The organism is Lactiplantibacillus sp. 30.2.29 (genome assembly GCF_018991255.1).
Classification (GTDB): domain Bacteria; phylum Bacillota; class Bacilli; order Lactobacillales; family Lactobacillaceae; genus Lactiplantibacillus; species Lactiplantibacillus pentosus.
The window spans coordinates 37,161-56,051 of the sequence record NZ_JAGYGU010000022.1; the positions used below are offsets into that span (position 1 = coordinate 37,161).

Consider the following 18,891-nt stretch of genomic DNA (forward strand, 5'->3'; position numbering starts at 1 on the left):
AATGGCTGAATCTAATGCAACTCAAGTCATCTTAACTGATGACGGCATTAAAATTATCAAGGCTCAAAATACAGCCGATAATGCCGTTGGTGGTGTTACCAATTTAAACGATCCAAATTTAATGAACGTCATTGAAAAGCAAAACAATATCACGCAATTTGCTGGTTTAACATCTCAATATAACGTTCTTGTACAGAACGCTAAAGATGACGGGATTGACACAACTGCTGTAACTACAGCTTACAATGACTTAAACAAGTTCATGGCTGACGTTCTGGCAGACCCTAACCACGCCAGTGACGTTGATCGTGTAGCATATAAGAAATATCAGGACGCTTACAATGAAGAATTAGCAAAGATTCAAAGTGCTTTGCAAAATAACGCAAACAATAAATTTAATAGCGCCGCAAGCGCTACAAGTCAGGCAGCATCAACAGCTAATGCTGCTAAATCAGCCGCAGATAGTAATTACGCTTATGCCAATTCAGAGATAGCCGTACAATCTACAGCTACTGCTAAGGCTCAAAGCGCTGCCGATAATGCTTTTAGCCAAGCAAAAACAGCTATTGATACTGGTAACGCCACTAGTCAAGCAGTGACCGACCTAAAAGACGGTTCAACTATGACGATTGCTGAACTAGCAAATGGGTTAGGAACTAAGGTTGCAAACTCAGACTATGCTAGTTACAAGGATCAGACGGCCAGTCAGATAGGGGAGCTAGTTACTAACGGAGCTTTCTCGGCTTATAAACAAACTACTGCTGACTTGATTTCCGAGAAGGTGTCTACTAGTGCTTTCTCAGCCTATCAAGCTACAACTGCCAAGGCAATTGAGAGCAAGGTTGAATCTAGTGATTTTAACACGTATAAACAGCAGACTGCTGACGCAATTACTAGCAAGGTAGCTAATAGCGATTTTTCAACTTATAAAACGCAAACAGCTAATGATATTGACCTTAGAGTAATCAAAAAGGACTTAATTGATGAAATTAACCTTCAAGCCGGTAATTCCTTAATTTCATCTAGTGGTCAACTGACATTATCTGGTAAAACTATCTACTTTGATACGGCTAACCCCGTAATAATTCCTAGTGCAAACATTGACTCACTCCTTGTTGGCAAGAAACTAAGGGCGGCAGACATTTCGGCCAACACATTTAGTACCAATAACGAAACTTTCACCGTTGATAAGAATGGTGCCATAACAGCTAAAAATATGACACTTATTGGTGGCACATTAACCTCGCCAACAATCAATGCTAGTACGATTAATGGTTCAACTATCAACGGGACAACGTTCCACGGTGGCGACATTATTAGCAATTCCAATAACACCGCTAAATATTATCCAATGAGCATTGACTCCTCAGGAACCTATAATTCAACCACTATTAACAATGTAATAGCATTAAGGGCGTCAGTACAATCAGGTGCCATCATTTATGATTATCGTTCTATGCTTCCAAACGATAATGGAAAATATATTTATTCTAATACCGTGATTAACGGTCAAGGGGTAACCATTGAATCTGGCCACACAGACACCAAAGACAGCACTTTTAACGCTAAACGAACAGGTAGCTCCTATATCAGTTTAACGCCCAGCGGTGGGTTGATGTTGAGCGGTCCCAATTCCAACATTGATTTCGCCGGTATGTACATGAACCCTTACGGAAACATTGTCGGTAAGAGTTCATCTGCTTACTGGCAAGTGTCTAAAGCAGGTAACAGTAATTCAGGTGGCGGAGTTACGGCACGCTTTGGTATTGATACAGGTGACAAAGGTACAATTAACTTTTATCGGCCACTATTTGTCGATGAGATAGGTGGGTTCACCTCTAGTAACGGTCACGCTCTATTTATTCATGGCGATGATAATGGAACTAGTGGTAGCACGGGTCAAATGATATTTAGAAAAGATGGCAGAAGTGCTCAGGTTGTATCTGCTTCTATTTATAACAGGACATATTCTAGTGGTTCAAGTGTAAATGTCACAAGTTGTGGGACTTTAGGACGTATCACATCTGCAAGTAAGTACAAACTAGACATCACCAAAGAAACTAGTATATCACCAGCCAATAGGCTTCTTTCTATTGATATGTCTAGCTGGATTGACAAGAGCTCAGCCGAGTTACTGGCAGACTCAAAAACAAATGGTACTGAGCTATCAGAGCCAGAAATAAATGTTAATAGACACTATGGTCTAATTGCAGAAGACCTTATTAAAGCCGGACTAGATGAGTTTGTGATTAAAGGAGACAAGGGTCAAGCAGAAGGTATTGAATATGACCGCCTATGGATTACTCTTATTCCAAAGATACGCCAATTGTCTAACGACCAGATTCAAAATAAAATGACAATAGCTAAGCTAGGATCTGAAATTGAAGAATTAAAACAAGGAAGGTAGCTAAAATATGAATGCAATTCAAATTACAGGAAACAATCCACAAGCAGATGGGACATGGAAGGTAAGCTATAGTGCAACCTATGATGACAACCTTCATATTGAGGGTTTTGTATATGTATCTCAAGATGAAATGAACAATATGAGGATGCGAGACTTACCAGACTACGTTAGCAATAAAATTGTCTCAGAACTATCAAAAGGGTCACCTTCTATAGATTCTGTAGGTACTACTGATGATAGTGTTACAGTTAAAGCAGAATAATTATTAGGAGAGCGCCATTATCAGGAATGCAATCTATTGCTCGTACAAGAATGCTTAAGGTATTAGAGAATCCGCTCAAAGATTATTCAGAATCTACTCAGGAACTTATTGAAGCTGTTGTTGCCCGTGATGATGACGGTAATCCAATTAAGAGCGGTCAAGGTCTAAAGATTCAGCCACGTAAAGAACAAGAATTTTTAGATACAACCAGAGTATCCAGAAGAACATTGTATCTCGTACCTTTCTACAGAATACTAGAACAGCAAACACACAGGAGGCTTAAATTATGAATATCGATGCACAAGCTTTAATTAACAAGCTAACGAGTAACTATGCCCAAGCAATTGCCGTTAAAGACCAGCAATTAGCAATGGCTCAAGTTCAAATTGACCAGCTCAATGCCAAGTTGGCTGAGAAGGAGGCAGATAAAGATGGCGAAAACGCTTAGTTTTACTGATACTTCACCACAAACGGTTAAGATTGGCGATACCACCACTAGTTTTTCGTTAATTTGTGGTAATGATAATGTGGCAACGGACTTAACTAAGGCCACTTCAATTACTGTTAAACTGGGTAATGCTAGTGGCTATCTTAAATCGGCCACAGTTGACCCAGCTAGTTTAACCGACCCAACGACTGGTCAAGTTACCGTTACCTTTAACGCTGACTTGATGACTAGTTTACCCGCTGGTAGCTATGCCATTGAAGTGTGGGTGGTTGATCCTACCGGGACGTCAATTTACCCTAGTGATGGGTCAACTGGTTTTACCATTACTAATAACATTCAAAGTGCCAATGGCTCAGTTATTACAACAATTGCTTTTGATGACTTTGTGGCAGCAATGAATAAAGCCGCAAGCACGATTGCCAAGGGTGATAAAGGTGACACTGGCCCACAAGGACTAAGCGGATTAACGACAACCGGATTGCCGAATGGTACTGACCTTAACCAGTTAGCAACACCTGGTGTTTACAATCTGTGGCTTAAACAAATTAAAAACAGCCCGATACCTGGAAGCGACCAAGGGGCCATTCTTTCAGTGTTTGGGCCAAATAAAGATAGCGACTGGATGGCTCAATTGCTCCTAACTTTTTATAGTGGTGCATACTATAGAGCAGATTCTGCCGCTGCTATTAAAGCCGGTAAAACTGCTTGGAAAAAATTGGGGGAGTCTAAGGTATCCGATGCGATTACAGCATACAAAGCTGCGCAGGTATCAGCAGATAAGGCACAGCAGCAAGAGGAAAATCAGACGTCTGCGCCGGAAAACACATTAAAATAGGAGGCAGACAATTGAATAAGCACAAGCTAAAGGCACTCATCTTAATGGTGGGGGCTATTTTTATGGCCTTTTTAATGGTCAATGTTACCAGTCAGGCGGCAACTAGTCGTGACCAAGGGGTTGATTGGTCTAAGTATAACGGTAATAGTGGGACATTCGGCTATAGTACCGATAAGTTCGTATTCTCACAGGCGGGTGGCTTTTATGGTGGGACTAACATTCCTCAAACCACTTATGCTAGCCAAGTTAAATCAGCTATGAAAGCTGGTAAACGAGTGCACACCTATTTGTGGGACGGTGTTGGTGGCAATATGACCAATGCCAAGGCGATGATGGCCTATTACTTGCCACGTGTTAGGACGCCCAAGGGTAGTATTGTCGCACTAGACTATGAGGATGGGGCTTCTAATAGCGTGACAGCTAACACTAATGTCATTCTAGCTCAAATGGCCCTCATTAAAGCGGCTGGTTATACCCCTATGTTGTATTCCGGTAAAGCTTACCTCAATGCTCATGTTAATGTGAGCGCCATTGTTAAAGCCTATGGTAGCTGTCTATGGCTAGCTGAATATCCGGACTACTTGGTTAGAACTAGCCCTGATTATAACTGGTTCCCTAGCATGGACGGCGTGGCTATCTTCCAATTTACTAGCATGTATAAGGCCGGCGGATTAGATGGCAACGTTGACCTAACAGGCATTACTAAATCAGGCTATACGACTGCTAGCAAGGCTAAAGCACAGGCCGACGTTAAGCAGGCTCATAAACAGGCAGCTAAGAAGGCCACCTTTAAGGTCGTTAAATATGACCAACGAGGGGTGTTCTACCCTAACCGGACACTAGCTGTTCGCTACACGGATTCAGACAAAGTACGACAAGTAGCTACCTATTACAAGGATGAGAGTGTGATTTACAATGCGGTCATTATTGAACACGACTATGTATGGGCACGTTACACCCGTTCAAATGGCCTGTATGGCTTCATTAAGCTAGGCGTAACTAATGGGCCAGCCTACGGGAAGCGAGCTACTGGTCAGCTGGTTAGTCATACGTATTACACAGTCAAGTCCGGCGACAGCTGGTGGTCAATCGCACAACGCAACGGCCTAAGCATGACTACGTTAGCTAGCCAGAACGGCAAGACAATTTACACCACTATCTATCCCGGCCAGCGATTGGTGGTGCAGTAATGGCACAATACGACGATACAACTAAGTTATTAATGGATATTCAAAAGGATGTGGCCGCCACCAAAACGAAAGTTGAGAACATCGAAGAAAAGCTGAATCAAGTTGACGATATTGGTGACAAAGCTGACAAGGCACTGGCCAAGTCCATTGAAGGGAGCCATCAAATTGACCGTGTGACGACCATTCAAAATTGGTTGATCGGTGTCTTGGTTAGTGGCGTGCTCGTCACGTTAGTTATTTATATCGCAGAAAAGTTCCTTTAGGAGGGAAAATAATGATTAAAAAAATTAGTTTTAAAAATGCTGACGGAAGTTTGAATGGTAAGTTGATTGCTGGTATTATTTCGTTGCTGATCGTTTTGATTCAACAAATCTTTGCCATGTTTGGTATTAAGTTTACTGGTGACTGGTCAGCCATTGTCGCTGTTATCAACACGGTATTAACAATCCTTGGTATGCTGGGCGTTATTACTGACGTTCAAACAGTAACGGCACCAACGACTGATAACGATGAGGAAAGTCAGATTGAAGCGACCGCTAATCAGGCCGCTGACGAATTACAAGCACCCACGTCTACAGTCGCTGTAGTGAATAGTTCTGCATCATCTGACACTGAAACGGCGTCAGAATCCGCCTCACAAGCAGCAAAATAGTGCTATAATGATTGTTGGCTATAACTTGATATAGAGTTTCATTCATTGTGGAGCTTGATCACTCTGCAACATTTCCCCTGCGCTTCGGCGTGGGGGATTTTTTTATGTATTACCCGCCTAGGTGTAAGTGTGCTTTTTGCTTGAGCCTAAAGCCCTTATGGAATAAGGTGTCAAGGCACGTTTAAATGTTTTTGGTGCACTTTTAAGTGCAGAAAGTCAGCATAATTTAGTATTTTTTAGCAAGAGTGCACCAAAAAGTGCACCATTATATCTATTTATACAGTTTTAAAGCGATTATGAAAAATAAAAAGTGCCGTCAATTCAACGATTGACGACGCTCAAGGTTGGTACTGATAATCAATTTAAGGAGAGTACAGGATTTGAACCTGCGCGCCGGTATTAGCCGGTTCGCCGGATTTCGAGTCCGGTGCATTACCACTCTGCCAACTCTCCATGTGGTACTCAATTAGTATAGCATAATTTGAGGCCATAACAAATATTTATTCAAAAATTCTGACAATTATTCTGGAAAATAATCATAATATCTACACTAATTAATTGGTGGTTGTAATGCATTACTCAAGGATAGAATCGCAAACCTAGAGTGAACTATAGACGAGTAGGCAGTCTAAATGTCAGTAGCACTGGTTGTTGGAATAGCAGACAAATTGAATTCATTTTGTCGTAATCAGTCAAACATGATTCAGAAGCCTTGGTAGTACAGATTTGATTATCCATTAGAAATGGACACCTTGATGCAGTGAAGATATAGGTGAGGACGACCCAGCAATCTTGGTAGCTGGGTCAAGGGGTTACGTCCAGTGAAAATAGCATTCTGTAGTAAAACGTTATGGATTCTGATACAATGACTTCGAGAAGAAAGATTTTTATGGGTGAAAGCCCAATTGGAAACTAAATGTCGGTATTTATTAGTTGGAGGCGCTTAGATATGTCAGAAGACGAAAAGCTTTATTTGGTGTGCGACGATTCACCTGGTGAGCCGCGCACGAAAGAAGAAATTGAAAATGATCGAAGACTTGATAATGACCCAATTTTACAAGCTAAAATTCGTAAAGAGATCGAAGAATTCAAACGGAAATTTGGTCTTTAATTAAATAACAATTTATGAGGCGCTTTACTTTTGTTGCCATTTTAAGCGTCGATATAGTTCTATTAAGCACATATAGTCTTGATTAGCGAATGCAACATTTTTGTTTTTGAACGGTCATCGATGTGACAGATCCTAAAACAGCCTTATAACAGTAACAATATAGAATGAGAGCCCATATTCAAACATGTTAGCTCAGATTAAGGGTAGCTGCCATGTGTAACATAACGTACAGTGGTAAGGCCCTATCGTTATTGGTATCATCTATTCCAGCACAGATGTAACATACGTCAGAAGCTAATTTGAACGTGATTGGTCCCGCTTATAATTGGGAGGTAGTTAGGTATGTCAAAAGAAGAAAAACTCTATCTGGTATGTGATGATACAGATAGTTTGCCGTTATCCAAGGAAGATATGGAAAAGACACGTAAGCTGGATAATGACCCTGTTGTACAAGCAAATATTCAAAAAGCCATGGAACAAGCTAAACAAATATTTGGACTTTAATTCAACCATAAAAATAACAATCACCAAATTTGAGTGAGTGATATTTTTATGCCTAAATTGTCCCCAGCGGATATATAACAAAGATGAGAAGATTACAAGAGGCTGGTTTAATGCTATCATACGGTGAGTAAGTTGCCTCCCGCAGAAAGAATTGTGAATATTAATGATACTAGATCATATTGATCCATATTCGGACAAGCTTCAGTCATTACAGCAATTGCGAGTGACCATCGAGATTGGTATGGATATTCAGATTAAAATTCATGATACTGAATGGTACATTGGTCCGCTACAGGGTAAGCGATTGATTTCAAAGAATAATGGTGACTTTATGCATATGTTTGAGACCGATAATCCGGATGAAGTGTTGAATTATGTGATTGACGGCCAACGAATCAGGGACCAATGGCGAGATATTGTGATTGTGTCGATGTAAGGTGTCATTTAAGAAATATAGGCCTGACGGTGTTTTCTGCACTGTTAGGTTTTTTGCGTCACACCAAAAAAAGCCGCCATCATCCGACAGCAGCTTTCCTTCTAAATTCAATTTATATCAAAAACAGGTTTTACTTCTTTTCCTGCACAATATAATGTGGCCGATGCTTCGACTCGATATAAATCTTACCGATATAATTGCCGATGATTCCCAAGCAGAATAACTGAATTCCGCCGATGAAAAGGAAGATCGTGACTAATGAAGCCCAACCACCGACACTGTTATTAAACAAGAGTTTGCGAATAATAACGACAAAGATACTAATAATTGAAGCGGCGGATAAGAGACCACCCGTCAGAGTTGCAATTTTTAGTGGCACGTCGGAGAAGTCAACGATTGCATCTACTGAATAGCTAAAGAGTTGCAACATTGACCAGTGGGTTTCGCCAGCGGAACGGGGCTGATTTTCGAACTTTAAATAAGTTGTTCGAAAGCCGACCCAGTTGAAGATTCCCTTTGAGAACCGGTTGTATTCCGGAAGCTCCAAAATGGCATCGACCATTTGCCGGGTCATCAGCCGGTAGTCACGGGCGTTCGGAATAATTTGGACTTTTGAGATCTTGTTGACGACCGAGTAGAAGGACCGAGACAAGAAGGAACGGATGAATGGTTCGCCCGCGCGGTTTTCCCGCATTGTACCGATACAATCATAATCGCCGGTTTCAATCATTGCTAACATCTTTGGTAGGAGCGACGGTGGATCTTGTAAGTCGACATCCATGACTGCGACGTAATCGCCAATCGTGTGCTGCAACCCAGCTAACAAGCCGGCTTCCTTGCCGAAGTTTCGTGAAAATGACACGTAATGAACCGTATCAGGATGGGCGGCGTTTAAATTCCGAAGAACGGTTAGTGTATCATCGGAAGAGCCGTCGTTGACGAAAACGTATTCCGTGGTGATGTCATTAAAAGCTTCCGGATTATCGGCCAGCACCTTTTCGACGGTGTTGTAGAAAATTTCAATCGTAGGTTCCTCGTTGTAGCAGGGAACAACTAGACTCATGGTTTTCATAATTATTGAATCCGACCTTTGCATTATTATTAGTTTAGTCAATGACCACACGGGGTAAAAGGTGCGACGCCGTGTCGTCAGTTGAAAATGTGGGCCACGTTTGCACGCTAATGGTAAACGAGCCAGATAGTTTCAACCAGTATGAATATCATAGCCTGAATTCAGTCATAAAGCAATCAGTTCTCAAACGACAAAAATTGTAATAACGAATAATAATGGAACTAGCTGACCCGGACGATTGATCTGATTAACAAATTGAACGATCACTAGCGCAATCATTAACACGCGAAAACAAGGCCTCACAACGCTTAATTGCGACGTGGGTCCTTTTGTTGGAATATGAATTTTGAATCGCGGATGCTAGCCTTGATCCACCATCTGTGGTCGCGAAACTGACTCGATTGGTCACCTAATGATGCAAAAGAAATGTATAAAAATCTTAACTATTCGCGACCACCGCTTTGGTCAGCTGACTCACAGCATGCACGCGGGAAACCACCAGTGAGGTCGCCGTCAGCGAGCCCTCTAAAAGGCCTAAAATGGTCAGTGGTGAGACGGAATCCCCGATACGCACTTGCCAATCAACCATGGCATGATAATCAGTCGTCTCGATTTGGAGGACAAACTGTTGACCATTCAATGCAGTAATCGTCAAATGCCGCGGTGAAAGAGCGATAATCTCGCCATCGAGGGGCGCACTGATGATTCTATCATTTGGCTGAATGCGCATCAATGGCGTTTGATGCGCTACCGATGGCAATGACTGGATGGTCCTGGCGGAACCGGTAACGGGTTGGTACAGACGAATTTGATATTGACGACGGAATAACCCCATGATTGCTCGCTCCTTACTAAATGATTAACGGTTACTTCAACTTTTCATGCCAAGCATAACTTATGGGACCCGTTTCAGGTCAAGCTAGGGCAATCATAAATGTGTGGCAACATGATATAATAGTTGAGAAATCTTCGGATAGTTAATGAACATGGTCTGAAAGGGTGGTTGCATGGATTTTGTGGATTTAACACCGATTGCCTTAGGACATACGCCGCTTGGCACGCGCAATCAGTTGCCAAAAGTACATGCGTGGCAGCTAGATTGGGACAAACTCGCACGGCTGATTCGCGATAACCAGGATGTGATGGCTCAAGTGGAAGCCGGACTCGCAGAAGATTGGCTCAATACGCATGGCACGATTTGGGACAGTACAACGGGTTACCATCGTTATCCAAATGATAACCGTGAATTTGATGATACGGTCTTCTGGGCGGCCTCCACTTGGGCAACACCGGCAATTGTGGTAACCTTTCATAATGAGATTAGTCAGGCATTCAGTTGTTACCGCGTGGGCAAGGACCCAGATTTTCATTATTTGGGACCACTAGGCCGGGCACATTAAGGCTAGCTTCAGTCTGAATAAATTGGAGGAACGAACGTGAAAGTTGGAATTGACAAGTTGCATTTTGCAACCTCGCATCTATACGTCGATATGGCAGAATTGGCAACGGCACGTCAGGAAGAACCTGACAAATATTTGATTGGGATCGGTCAGTCACGGATGGCGGTCATCCCACCGAGCCAGGATACGGTGACCTTAGCCGCAAACGCTGCTGCGCCGATGTTAACAGCCGCTGACATTGAAGCAATCGACTTGCTGATTGTTGGAACGGAGTCAGGCATTGATAACTCAAAGGCCAGTGCCATCTATGTAGCCCGGCTGTTAGGATTGAATCGCCGGGTCCGTACCATTGAAATGAAGGAAGCCTGTTATGCGGCTACGGCAGGATTGCAATTGGCGCAAGACCACGTCCGCGTTCATCCTGATAAGAAAGCACTCGTTATTGGTAGCGACATTGCACGCTACGGACTCAACACACCTGGCGAACCCACTCAGGGCGGCGGTGCAGTCGCCATGTTAGTCAGTGCTGATCCTCAAGTCTTAGCGCTGGGGACCGAATCATGTGTGCTAAGTGAAGATGTCATGGATTTTTGGCGACCGTTGTATCATACAACTGCTTTGGTGGACGGCAAATACTCATCAAACATCTATATCGATTATTTTCAAGATGTCTTCAAGGGATACTTGCAGAAAACAGGCATGCAGCCAGAAGATTTAGCAGCGCTCGTCTTTCATTTGCCATATACAAAAATGGGACTTAAAGCACTTCGAAGCGCCTTGCCATTAGTTGATAATGCGAAGCAGGCGAGCTGGCTTGCCCATTTCGAGCACGCTCGGCAACTAAATCGACAGGTGGGTAACTTATACACCGGCTCACTGTATTTGAGTTTGTTGTCACAATTGCTGACTGATGACAAATTAAAGGCCGGTGACCGCCTAGGCTTATTCAGCTATGGTTCCGGGGCTGAAGGCGAATTCTTCACGGGTGAGTTGCAACCAGATTACGAAGCCGGCTTGGATGTTGGGTTACCACAACGGTTAGCACGCCGACAACGGGTCAGCGTGTCCGAGTACGAAAAGCTGTTCAAGGGACAGTTAGCTTGGCGCGCGGATGACCAGACCATCGATGTGGCCGATGATCCTCATCGATTCGTCTTGACTGGTCAGAAGGATGAGCAACGCCAGTACTTGGATCGTGAGGCCTAACAAAAAAGCACTTGTTACTAGCAAGATGGCTAGGACAAGTGCTTTTTGTTATTTGAAATTATTAGCGATAATGACACCATCTTTGACACTCAACAAGGTCTTATCCGTCGTATCTGGCTGCAAAAGTTGAATCGTATAGCCAGCAGCTAAATTCTTTTTAAGCGACTTGGATAGGGACTTGAAATTGGAAGTGATTGTCGTGATGGCCTTCTGGTTTTCATCAGGATACGATTTGATCGTTTTTAACGATTTGACGTATTTTTTACCAGTTGGAGTAATCGTATATGTCTTAGTGGCTTTCGTGAAGGCGACGGTACCAATTGACTTATAATTTTCCTGCAACTGTTTGAGAATGTTTTCTTCATTCAACTTAGTCGTGGCAGCCTCACGCTTGGCGCTACCTTCGTTGAAAACAACTTGTGAGGAACTTAAACTCGTCGTTTTAGACTTACTCGTGCTTGAACTGCTTGTCGAACTCGAAGCAGTTTGGCTGGTGGTTGCGGCGTGTGACTGGTTATAAGGCCAGTATGGCAATTTGATCACCGCATAGATGGTGACCACCGCGCTCAGAACCGTTACGACTGTCAGAAACTTCCAACCACCACCGGTTTGACGTGCGTAAATCACGGAAAATAATGCTAATAGAAAAACAATCAAGCCCATAATGGCTAGGAACAACATGTAACCAACTCCCAATGTTTGAAATAGTATAATCATTATACCATTGAACTATCGGCCAGTTCCGGTGGAATTCAAATATTTTATCTTTGGCAGCCAGTGCAATGCCAAAATCATCACATGACCCATGACTTGTACTGGTTTGTAGCGGGGCCGGAAAGTGGAATCAGCCGTATCGCCCAGATTAATTGGCACGACCTACAATTAAACGTCTCCGAAGTGGTGATTGTTTGACTGAAAAATAAAAAAGGTGGCACAAGGCCACCTTAAATTAGTGTTTATTGATAGAGCATATCGCGGTAGAGTCCCACAACTTTACCTAATACGGAGACGTTATTTAAAATAATTGGCGCCATCGTATCATTTTCTGGTTGTAGGCGGTAATGGTTCGCTTCTTTGAAGAATCGCTTGCAAGTGGCTTCGTTCTCGTCGGTCATCGCAATGATGATGTCCCCGTTGTCAGCCGAGCTTTGACGGCGAACGATGACTTGGTCACCGTTCATGATGCCAATGTTGATCATACTTTCACCGCGAATCGTCAGCATAAACAGATCGCCGCCGAATGATTCGAGTTCCTTTGGAATTGGAAAATAGTCGGTTGCTTCTTGGACTGCGAGAATTGGCTGGCCGGCAGTAACGGTTCCAAGCACTGGAATCTGGTGGGGCGTTGTTTCGACTCCGAGGGCTTCAAAACCAGCGGGCGTGACTTCGATTGCTCGCGGCTTAGTCGGGTCCTTTTGAATTAACCCTTTCTTTTCAAGCCGTGAAATATGTCCGTGAACGGTGGAAGTCGAAGATAAGTCAACGGCTTCGCCAATTTCACGTACGGTTGGCGGATATCCTTTTTCATTGACGCGTTCATAAATAAAACGGAGAACGGCCATTTGTTTGCTTTCCGATGTTTTACTCATCTTGGCACCTCATTTTTTTGTCATTAATGGTTAAACCAATTGTAGCATAGCGTTTGCCAGCTTTCAAACAAATGTTCGGTTGACAAACACAATTAATTGATTTAGTGTCCATTTTCGTGTATATTGCTTTGATGAAGGGAGCTGCTGCTTTGATTTCAAAAGAATTAATCGCTCGGATCAATGAGTTGGCTCATAAGGCGAAAGCTGAAGGGCTCACCGAGTTAGAAGAAGCGGAACGACAAGAGTTACGCGAAAAATATTTAAAAGAATTCCGGGCTGGGTTTCGGCAACAAGTCGAAATGCTTCAGGTCTATGATAAGGACGGTAAGGAAGTTACCCCAGAAAAGGTCCGCCAGGTTCAACGTGATCGCGGTCTCCGGGATGATTAACCGATTTCAGGAAAATTTGCCAACTGACAAATTTTCCTTTTCTTTTATTATTAATTTGTGTAGACTAGTTTAATGAAGACTGTAATAAGGGAGGGGAATGACTGTGTCTACTGGAATTTGGATTTTAATCGTCGTGATCGGTGTATTGGTCGGTTTAACCGGTGGTTTCTTTGGTGCGCGACACTATATGCAAAACTACTTGAAGCAAAACCCGCCGATTAGCGAAGAAATGCTTCGGAGCATGATGATGCAAATGGGTCAGCGCCCATCCGAAAAGAAGCTTCATCAGATGTTGAACTCGATGAAGGCTGCTTCTAAAAACGATAAAAAGTAAGCATTCAAAAAAGTGCCGGTCGCAAGTTGCAACCGACACTTTTTTGATGGCTAGACCTATTTCTTGGTACTAGCAGGATCAACGTATTTGAAGGATGGATCAATTTGCCGATCCAAGTCATCAAACGCCGTTAACATTTGTGTTTCAATTTGTTTTTGACCGGCATCATCGAGTTTGAGCTTACGGTCAACGTAAATTGGTTCGCCGAAGCGTACGGTGACTTGTTGGCGACTAAACAGTTGCTTGAAGGTCAATGGGCCTTGATAAACGGTTGGAACGAGTGGCACACCCGCCATCTTGGCAATCACGGTCGCACCGCCTTTTAATTCTTGCGAGTGGCGCGTTCCTGAAGGGTACATAATCAGTGATAATTTGCCGCTTCGCAAAAATTTGACGGGCGTCTTGATGGCGGACGGCCCGGGGTGTTTCCGGTTGACTGGAAACGCATTGGCATGAACCAGGATGAACCGCAAGACTGGATTTTTAAATAATTCTTCCTTAGCCATAAAACTGAATTTCATTGGACTGCCGGCGAGGGCGTAGTACAGCGGATCGAACCAAGTACGGTGCGGTCCAACCAAGATATAAGCGCCTTCGGGAAGGTTTTCGCGTCCTTGATAGCGAGGGCGACCGTTGATTGCCGTGATGATGAGCCGGACGAGCCCGCGCATGAATGAATAAAACATGACGATCTTCCTTTCAATTACTAACTGCTCACAGTATGACGAAATTTGATAAATTCTGCAAGTTAATTGTATGATAACGTTGCAGTGAATTCAGAAGAGAGGTGGCCGAACATGGCAGATGTCACGTTACACGCCGATGAGCGGATCGACCAACTATATAGTAAACAAGTTCAAATTATTCAGAGTTCCCAAGTCTTTGCCTTCTCATTGGACGCGGTCTTATTGGGGGACTTCGCCCAGGTTGCGAAGGGGGCCAAGAGTCAGATTGTCGACCTGTGTGCTGGCAATGGTGCCGTTGGGTTGTTTGTCAGTGCCAAGACGCGCGGCCACATCACCGCTGTCGAAATCCAACCGCGTCTTGCGGATATGGCTGAACGGAGCATTATTTTGAATGATTTGACGGCGCAGATGACGATACTTAATGAAGACTTATTAAAAATTACCCAGCAACTACCCAAAGATTCCGTGGATACGGTGCTGTGTAATCCACCTTATTTTAAGGACCAGCCACAGAGCGTCAAAAATCCCAATCCGCACCTGGCCATCGCACGCCATGAACTTTCGGCCAACTTGGATCAGATTTTAGCGGTGACAAGTGATTTACTTAAAATGAATGGCAAAGCCTACTTTGTTCATCGTCCAGAACGTCTAGATGAATTATTCACCTTAATGCAGGCTCACCGTTTAGCACCAAAACGGCTGCGATTCGTGCATCCCAAGGCTGACCGGGAAGCGAACATGGTCCTGATCGAAATGATCAAGGACGGCAAACCAAACGGCGTTCGAATTTTACCGCCGTTAGTCGTTTACCACGCCGATGGCACCTATGGAAAAGAGGTGCACACGTTACTTTATGGCGAAACAAAAGCATAAACCAGTTGAATCTGAACCAACGACGCCAGCTACTACGGCTTCTAAGCGACGGACGAAAGGTAAGCAGGTCTCACTAAAGCCGCGGTCAAAAAAGTCGCAGTCGACACAACCAAAGTCGAAGTCCCAAAAATTGAAGCCGGTAAAGCCAAAGTCGAAACAAAAAAAGCTGAAGGCCAACGCGGCGACAGTCGATTCACAATCTTCCACAGAGTCAATGGCCGAACAGACTGCTGATACACATCCTGCTGACCAAGTGACTGTCAAGCAGTATTACTTTTACGTGCTACTCTGTGCTGACGCGACCCTCTATGGCGGCTTTACAGACAATCTGGAACGGCGGCTAGCAACCCACAATGCCGGGAAGGGTGCCAAGTATACGCGGGTCAAATCACGACGGCCCGTTAAAATGATCTACCATGAAACTTTCAATGATAAATCAAGTGCCTTAAAGGCCGAATATGCCTTCAAACATCAATCGAGAGCTGCCAAGCTAAAATACTTGTCAGCACACGATGTAAAAATTTAGCAAAGTTTTCACAATTTATGATTTTATTTCTGGCATTTACTGTTATAATGTTTAATGTATCAATATATAGGAGGAATTTTTGTAATGAAAATTATTGCATATGCTGTACGTGATGACGAACGTCCATTCTTCGATACTTGGATGAAAGAAAACCCAGATGTTGAAGTAAAATTAGTTCCAGAATTACTTACTGAAGACAACGTTGACTTAGCTAAAGGTTTCGACGGTGCCGATGTATACCAACAAAAGGACTATACTGCTGAAGTATTAAACAAGTTAGCCGACGAAGGGGTTAAGAACATCTCTCTTCGTAACGTTGGTGTTGATAACTTGGACGTTCCTACTGTTAAAGCACGTGGCTTAAACATTTCTAACGTACCTGCATACTCACCAAATGCGATTGCTGAATTATCAGTAACGCAATTGATGCAATTATTACGTCAAACCCCAATGTTCAACAAGAAGTTAGCTAAGCAAGACTTCCGTTGGGCTCCAGACATCGCTAAAGAATTAAACACGATGACTGTTGGTGTTATTGGTACTGGCCGTATCGGTCGCGCAGCCATTGATATCTTCAAAGGTTTCGGTGCTAAGGTTATCGGTTACGATGTTTACCGGAATGCTGAACTTGAAAAAGAAGGTATGTACGTTGATACTTTGGACGAATTATACGCCCAAGCTGATGTTATCACGTTACACGTTCCTGCATTGAAGGATAACTACCACATGTTAAATGCGGATGCCTTCAGCAAGATGAAAGATGGCGCCTACATCTTAAACTTCGCTCGTGGGACACTCATCGACTCAGAAGACTTGATCAAAGCCTTGGACAGTGGCAAAGTTGCCGGTGCTGCCCTCGATACCTACGAATACGAAACTAAGATCTTCAACAAGGATCTTGAAGGTCAAACGATTGATGACAAGGTCTTCATGAACTTGTTCAACCGTGACAACGTTTTGATTACACCACATACGGCTTTCTACACTGAAACTGCCGTTCACAACATGGTGCACGTTTCAATGAACAGCAACAAGCAATTCATCGAAACTGGTAAAGCTGACACGCAAGTTAAGTTTGACTAATTTCGACAATCGTTAATTAAAAGCAACTGGGACTTAGGTTTCGGTTTGTAAAATGGATGGTAACGAAAAATCTTTCTGGATTTTCCGTTACCATCTTTTTTTATTCTTATGTTGAATTTGGAAGGAATTGATTACAAGAATGCGCGTGCAGCTGTCGACCGGTAGAAAGCGATGCCATTCTGTCCTTCTTTAATTGGAATTACACAGCACGGATGGCCACATGTACTTGAGGGGGGACGCTTGATAATGGTAGAATTGTTTCAACGACGAATTAAGCGCGCCAAGCAGGAAAAACGTGAACTCGTCGCCTAAGTCTTGTGAAATGGCCTCAAACCAGCAATCATTAAAGCTGAAATTTTAGGCGATTGGTTATATTGCATTGTGCATCGAAAAGCCGAGAATTCGTGCTTATTAGCTTTATACACATTTACGCGTTGTGCTAGTTATGATTTAGCCTTAAAGATGGTTAAATCATGACAATTTCTAAGTTCAAGTGCTGCCAGCTGAGACTCGCTGGAAAAAGTGCGACTTAGCGTAAAGCTGTCGTGTTGTTCGTCCTACACCGGCTTCCAGGTATTTCTGGCAACGCTGGAACGCGATGGACACAGATTTAAGCCGAAAGCCCACGTCTTAAATACTGGTCTTCCACGTTAGCTGCAGTATGGATGAAACGTGTTCGGGTCAGACTGGGACTTCCGGTTAGCTACGCCAGAGCGCCAAGCGGAAATTCACCGCTTAACGCTCTAGCTAGGCTAATCCTCAGTCCCAACCCGTCTGAACCTCACACTCTGAAAAACGCTGAGCATTGTCAGAAACACCCTCCAGCCTGGATGGTATTCGAAAGGCGAATATTGTGGACTCAAATTTTGATGGATTGATCGTTGGCTCCTAAGTAGACGGTCATTTTGGCATTAAACTATCAGCTGTTTTCTAATAATTGTTCAGCTTCCTTATCCATGATTTAATACTTCGGACACGCAGTTTCACTGAAATTGTCAGAATTTCCTCTAGTCACCTGAGATAGCAAAGTCTCAAATTCTAAACGACGGTAATTTCATCGACTCATTTCAAGACTAATTGCCATTGAATTTGTGGCATTGAGATGAGCAAATAGCATTCAGAAATCTTCTCAGTAATTAAATGCTATAAGTCTTTATCGATACCAACTAAAAGTTTGCCTGAAGGACCAGTCACTTAATATTCAGTGGTCAATTGCACCCAGATAGGTGGCTGTTCATCTGCCATTCGAGCGGGTTCCCGACTGTAGGGGCTGGCTGACAATGCTCAAATCGATGTCCGCCCTGTTCCAGCGTTGTCAGCCAGCCCCGGAAGTCGGACTAAGGCGCGCACCGGCAGACGAACAGGACGCCAAATTGTCATGATTTAACCATGAATCATGACAATTTAGCTAGCACAATGCGTACATTTATATTTCAGAATATTGAGGGATTGAGGAGGCAAACCAATGAAAGAAAAACGGTTAAAAATATTCATTTCGTGGATTTCATTTTTACTTTTGATCCTTGTGGTGGCATTAGCAATCAATTTATTTAATAATGTCTATTTTAATATCGTGTATTTTATTGTCGCCATGGTGTTAATGTACCTGACGAGTGTTGATAAGCCTTTGAATAACTATATTTATCGCAAAATCCATTTATAGGCGGTACAAATAGGCCATAAGTTTTTGATATGGTGCTGGTTCCATCCCATGTAGCATTGCCGGAATGTTGTGTGTTGCATGAAGCCAGCGACCATGCTCAAAAGCAGCGGCCATATCTAGACTGGATTTTTAATGAGCCAAAAGCATCGATGTTCGTCGCCGAGACTGAAAAAGAAAAAGTGTGTTCTAAACTTCCTTTAAAGAAGGCTAGAACACACTTTTTGT

Annotated in this window: 24 protein-coding genes and 1 tRNA gene; 19 read left to right on the forward strand and 6 right to left on the reverse strand. The window is 43.2% G+C overall.

Features of this window, described 5'->3' with window-relative positions; genetic code table 11:
• Position 1 precedes the first annotated feature (1 nt).
• From KGF65_RS12220 to KGF65_RS12250, 7 genes are all read left to right on the forward strand, one after another.
• A complete protein-coding gene (locus tag KGF65_RS12220) occupies positions 2 to 2,407 on the forward strand; it encodes a gp58-like family protein (protein WP_216748571.1) in 2,406 nt (801 codons plus the stop codon).
• 7 nt (positions 2,408 to 2,414) lie between these two features.
• Positions 2,415 to 2,669, forward strand: coding sequence for a hypothetical protein (locus KGF65_RS12225; protein ID WP_105920816.1), 255 nt, complete (start codon positions 2,415 to 2,417; stop codon positions 2,667 to 2,669).
• 286 nt (positions 2,670 to 2,955) lie between these two features.
• Positions 2,956 to 3,117 (forward strand): hypothetical protein, encoded by a 162-nt coding sequence (locus KGF65_RS12230; RefSeq protein WP_164886062.1) that lies wholly within the window; start codon positions 2,956 to 2,958, stop codon positions 3,115 to 3,117.
• Entirely contained in the window at positions 3,101 to 3,952 is an 852-nt protein-coding gene (locus KGF65_RS17095; RefSeq protein WP_253954439.1) for a hypothetical protein, read from the forward strand. Before KGF65_RS12230 ends, KGF65_RS17095 begins: the two co-directional genes overlap by 17 nt.
• A gap of 11 nt (positions 3,953 to 3,963) precedes the next feature.
• On the forward strand, positions 3,964 to 5,142 hold the full coding sequence (locus tag KGF65_RS12240; protein ID WP_216748572.1) for a GH25 family lysozyme: 1,179 nt from the start codon (positions 3,964 to 3,966) through the stop codon (positions 5,140 to 5,142).
• Positions 5,142 to 5,405 carry a hemolysin XhlA family protein gene (locus KGF65_RS12245; protein ID WP_216748573.1) on the forward strand — a complete coding sequence of 88 codons (264 nt, stop codon included), beginning with the start codon at positions 5,142 to 5,144 and terminating at the stop codon, positions 5,403 to 5,405. The genes KGF65_RS12240 and KGF65_RS12245 overlap by 1 nt, the downstream gene beginning before the upstream one ends.
• Before the next feature lie 11 nt (positions 5,406 to 5,416).
• Positions 5,417 to 5,794 carry a phage holin gene (locus KGF65_RS12250; RefSeq protein WP_216748574.1) on the forward strand — a complete coding sequence of 126 codons (378 nt, stop codon included), beginning with the start codon at positions 5,417 to 5,419 and terminating at the stop codon, positions 5,792 to 5,794.
• Between the two features lie 365 nt (positions 5,795 to 6,159).
• On the opposite strand, the gene KGF65_RS12255 is transcribed toward KGF65_RS12250, so the two are convergent.
• Positions 6,160 to 6,247 (reverse strand) — tRNA-Ser (locus KGF65_RS12255).
• 496 nt (positions 6,248 to 6,743) lie between these two features.
• Here KGF65_RS12255 and KGF65_RS12260 point away from each other — a divergent pair.
• From KGF65_RS12260 to KGF65_RS12270, 3 genes are all read left to right on the forward strand, one after another.
• Complete coding sequence (locus tag KGF65_RS12260; RefSeq protein ID WP_158296982.1) at positions 6,744 to 6,905, forward strand: hypothetical protein; 162 nt, start codon at positions 6,744 to 6,746, stop codon at positions 6,903 to 6,905.
• Positions 6,906 to 7,247: 342 nt separating this feature from the next.
• On the forward strand, positions 7,248 to 7,409 hold the full coding sequence (locus KGF65_RS12265; protein WP_158296983.1) for a hypothetical protein: 162 nt from the start codon (positions 7,248 to 7,250) through the stop codon (positions 7,407 to 7,409).
• 163 nt (positions 7,410 to 7,572) lie between these two features.
• Positions 7,573 to 7,845, forward strand: coding sequence for a hypothetical protein (locus KGF65_RS12270; RefSeq protein ID WP_225083784.1), 273 nt, complete (start codon positions 7,573 to 7,575; stop codon positions 7,843 to 7,845).
• A gap of 130 nt (positions 7,846 to 7,975) precedes the next feature.
• Here KGF65_RS12270 and KGF65_RS12275 read toward each other — a convergent pair whose 3' ends face one another.
• Together KGF65_RS12275 and KGF65_RS12280 are read right to left on the reverse strand one after the other, a co-directional pair.
• Positions 7,976 to 8,917: a glycosyltransferase family 2 protein gene (locus KGF65_RS12275; RefSeq protein ID WP_101873368.1), complete on the reverse strand. Its 942-nt coding sequence runs from the start codon at positions 8,915 to 8,917 to the stop codon at positions 7,976 to 7,978.
• A 439-nt stretch (positions 8,918 to 9,356) separates the two neighbouring features.
• Positions 9,357 to 9,752: a hypothetical protein gene (locus tag KGF65_RS12280; RefSeq protein ID WP_101873369.1), complete on the reverse strand. Its 396-nt coding sequence runs from the start codon at positions 9,750 to 9,752 to the stop codon at positions 9,357 to 9,359.
• 172 nt (positions 9,753 to 9,924) lie between these two features.
• Here KGF65_RS12280 and KGF65_RS12285 point away from each other — a divergent pair, with 172 nt between their 5' ends.
• Both KGF65_RS12285 and KGF65_RS12290 read left to right on the forward strand, forming a co-directional pair.
• Positions 9,925 to 10,317, forward strand: coding sequence for a hypothetical protein (locus KGF65_RS12285; RefSeq protein ID WP_216748575.1), 393 nt, complete (start codon positions 9,925 to 9,927; stop codon positions 10,315 to 10,317).
• A gap of 36 nt (positions 10,318 to 10,353) precedes the next feature.
• A complete protein-coding gene (locus KGF65_RS12290) occupies positions 10,354 to 11,523 on the forward strand; it encodes a hydroxymethylglutaryl-CoA synthase (RefSeq protein ID WP_105924038.1) in 1,170 nt (389 codons plus the stop codon).
• 48 nt (positions 11,524 to 11,571) lie between these two features.
• Here KGF65_RS12290 and KGF65_RS12295 read toward each other — a convergent pair whose 3' ends face one another.
• On the reverse strand, positions 11,572 to 12,204 hold the full coding sequence (locus tag KGF65_RS12295; RefSeq protein ID WP_088771155.1) for a hypothetical protein: 633 nt from the start codon (positions 12,202 to 12,204) through the stop codon (positions 11,572 to 11,574).
• A gap of 275 nt (positions 12,205 to 12,479) precedes the next feature.
• Positions 12,480 to 13,112, reverse strand: a complete 633-nt coding sequence (lexA, locus tag KGF65_RS12300) for a transcriptional repressor LexA (protein ID WP_216788202.1) — start codon at positions 13,110 to 13,112, stop codon at positions 12,480 to 12,482.
• Positions 13,113 to 13,243: 131 nt separating this feature from the next.
• Between lexA and KGF65_RS12305 the strand changes: the two genes are divergently transcribed.
• A complete protein-coding gene (locus KGF65_RS12305; protein ID WP_031267439.1) occupies positions 13,244 to 13,501 on the forward strand; it encodes a DUF896 domain-containing protein in 258 nt (85 codons plus the stop codon).
• A 97-nt stretch (positions 13,502 to 13,598) separates the two neighbouring features.
• Positions 13,599 to 13,835 (forward strand): YneF family protein, encoded by a 237-nt coding sequence (locus tag KGF65_RS12310; protein ID WP_021336711.1) that lies wholly within the window; start codon positions 13,599 to 13,601, stop codon positions 13,833 to 13,835.
• 56 nt (positions 13,836 to 13,891) lie between these two features.
• Here KGF65_RS12310 and KGF65_RS12315 read toward each other — a convergent pair whose 3' ends face one another.
• A complete protein-coding gene (locus tag KGF65_RS12315; RefSeq protein WP_050338480.1) occupies positions 13,892 to 14,521 on the reverse strand; it encodes a 1-acyl-sn-glycerol-3-phosphate acyltransferase in 630 nt (209 codons plus the stop codon).
• A 111-nt stretch (positions 14,522 to 14,632) separates the two neighbouring features.
• On the opposite strand from KGF65_RS12315, the gene KGF65_RS12320 reads away from it, so the two are divergent.
• The 5 genes from KGF65_RS12320 to KGF65_RS12340 form a co-directional block, all read left to right on the forward strand.
• Complete coding sequence (locus tag KGF65_RS12320; protein WP_101873372.1) at positions 14,633 to 15,394, forward strand: tRNA1(Val) (adenine(37)-N6)-methyltransferase; 762 nt, start codon at positions 14,633 to 14,635, stop codon at positions 15,392 to 15,394.
• Between the two features lie 214 nt (positions 15,395 to 15,608).
• Positions 15,609 to 15,920 carry a GIY-YIG nuclease family protein gene (locus tag KGF65_RS12325; protein WP_101874307.1) on the forward strand — a complete coding sequence of 104 codons (312 nt, stop codon included), beginning with the start codon at positions 15,609 to 15,611 and terminating at the stop codon, positions 15,918 to 15,920.
• Positions 15,921 to 16,004: 84 nt separating this feature from the next.
• Positions 16,005 to 17,003, forward strand: coding sequence for a D-2-hydroxyacid dehydrogenase (locus KGF65_RS12330; RefSeq protein ID WP_050338482.1), 999 nt, complete (start codon positions 16,005 to 16,007; stop codon positions 17,001 to 17,003).
• A gap of 1,465 nt (positions 17,004 to 18,468) precedes the next feature.
• The gene (locus tag KGF65_RS12335) at positions 18,469 to 18,666 is read left to right on the forward strand and encodes a hypothetical protein (protein ID WP_101873373.1); all 198 of its coding nucleotides are present in this window, start codon (positions 18,469 to 18,471) and stop codon (positions 18,664 to 18,666) included.
• Between the two features lie 29 nt (positions 18,667 to 18,695).
• A partial coding sequence (locus KGF65_RS12340) for a hypothetical protein (protein ID WP_216781017.1) occupies positions 18,696 to 18,891 on the forward strand: 196 nt, incomplete at its 3' end.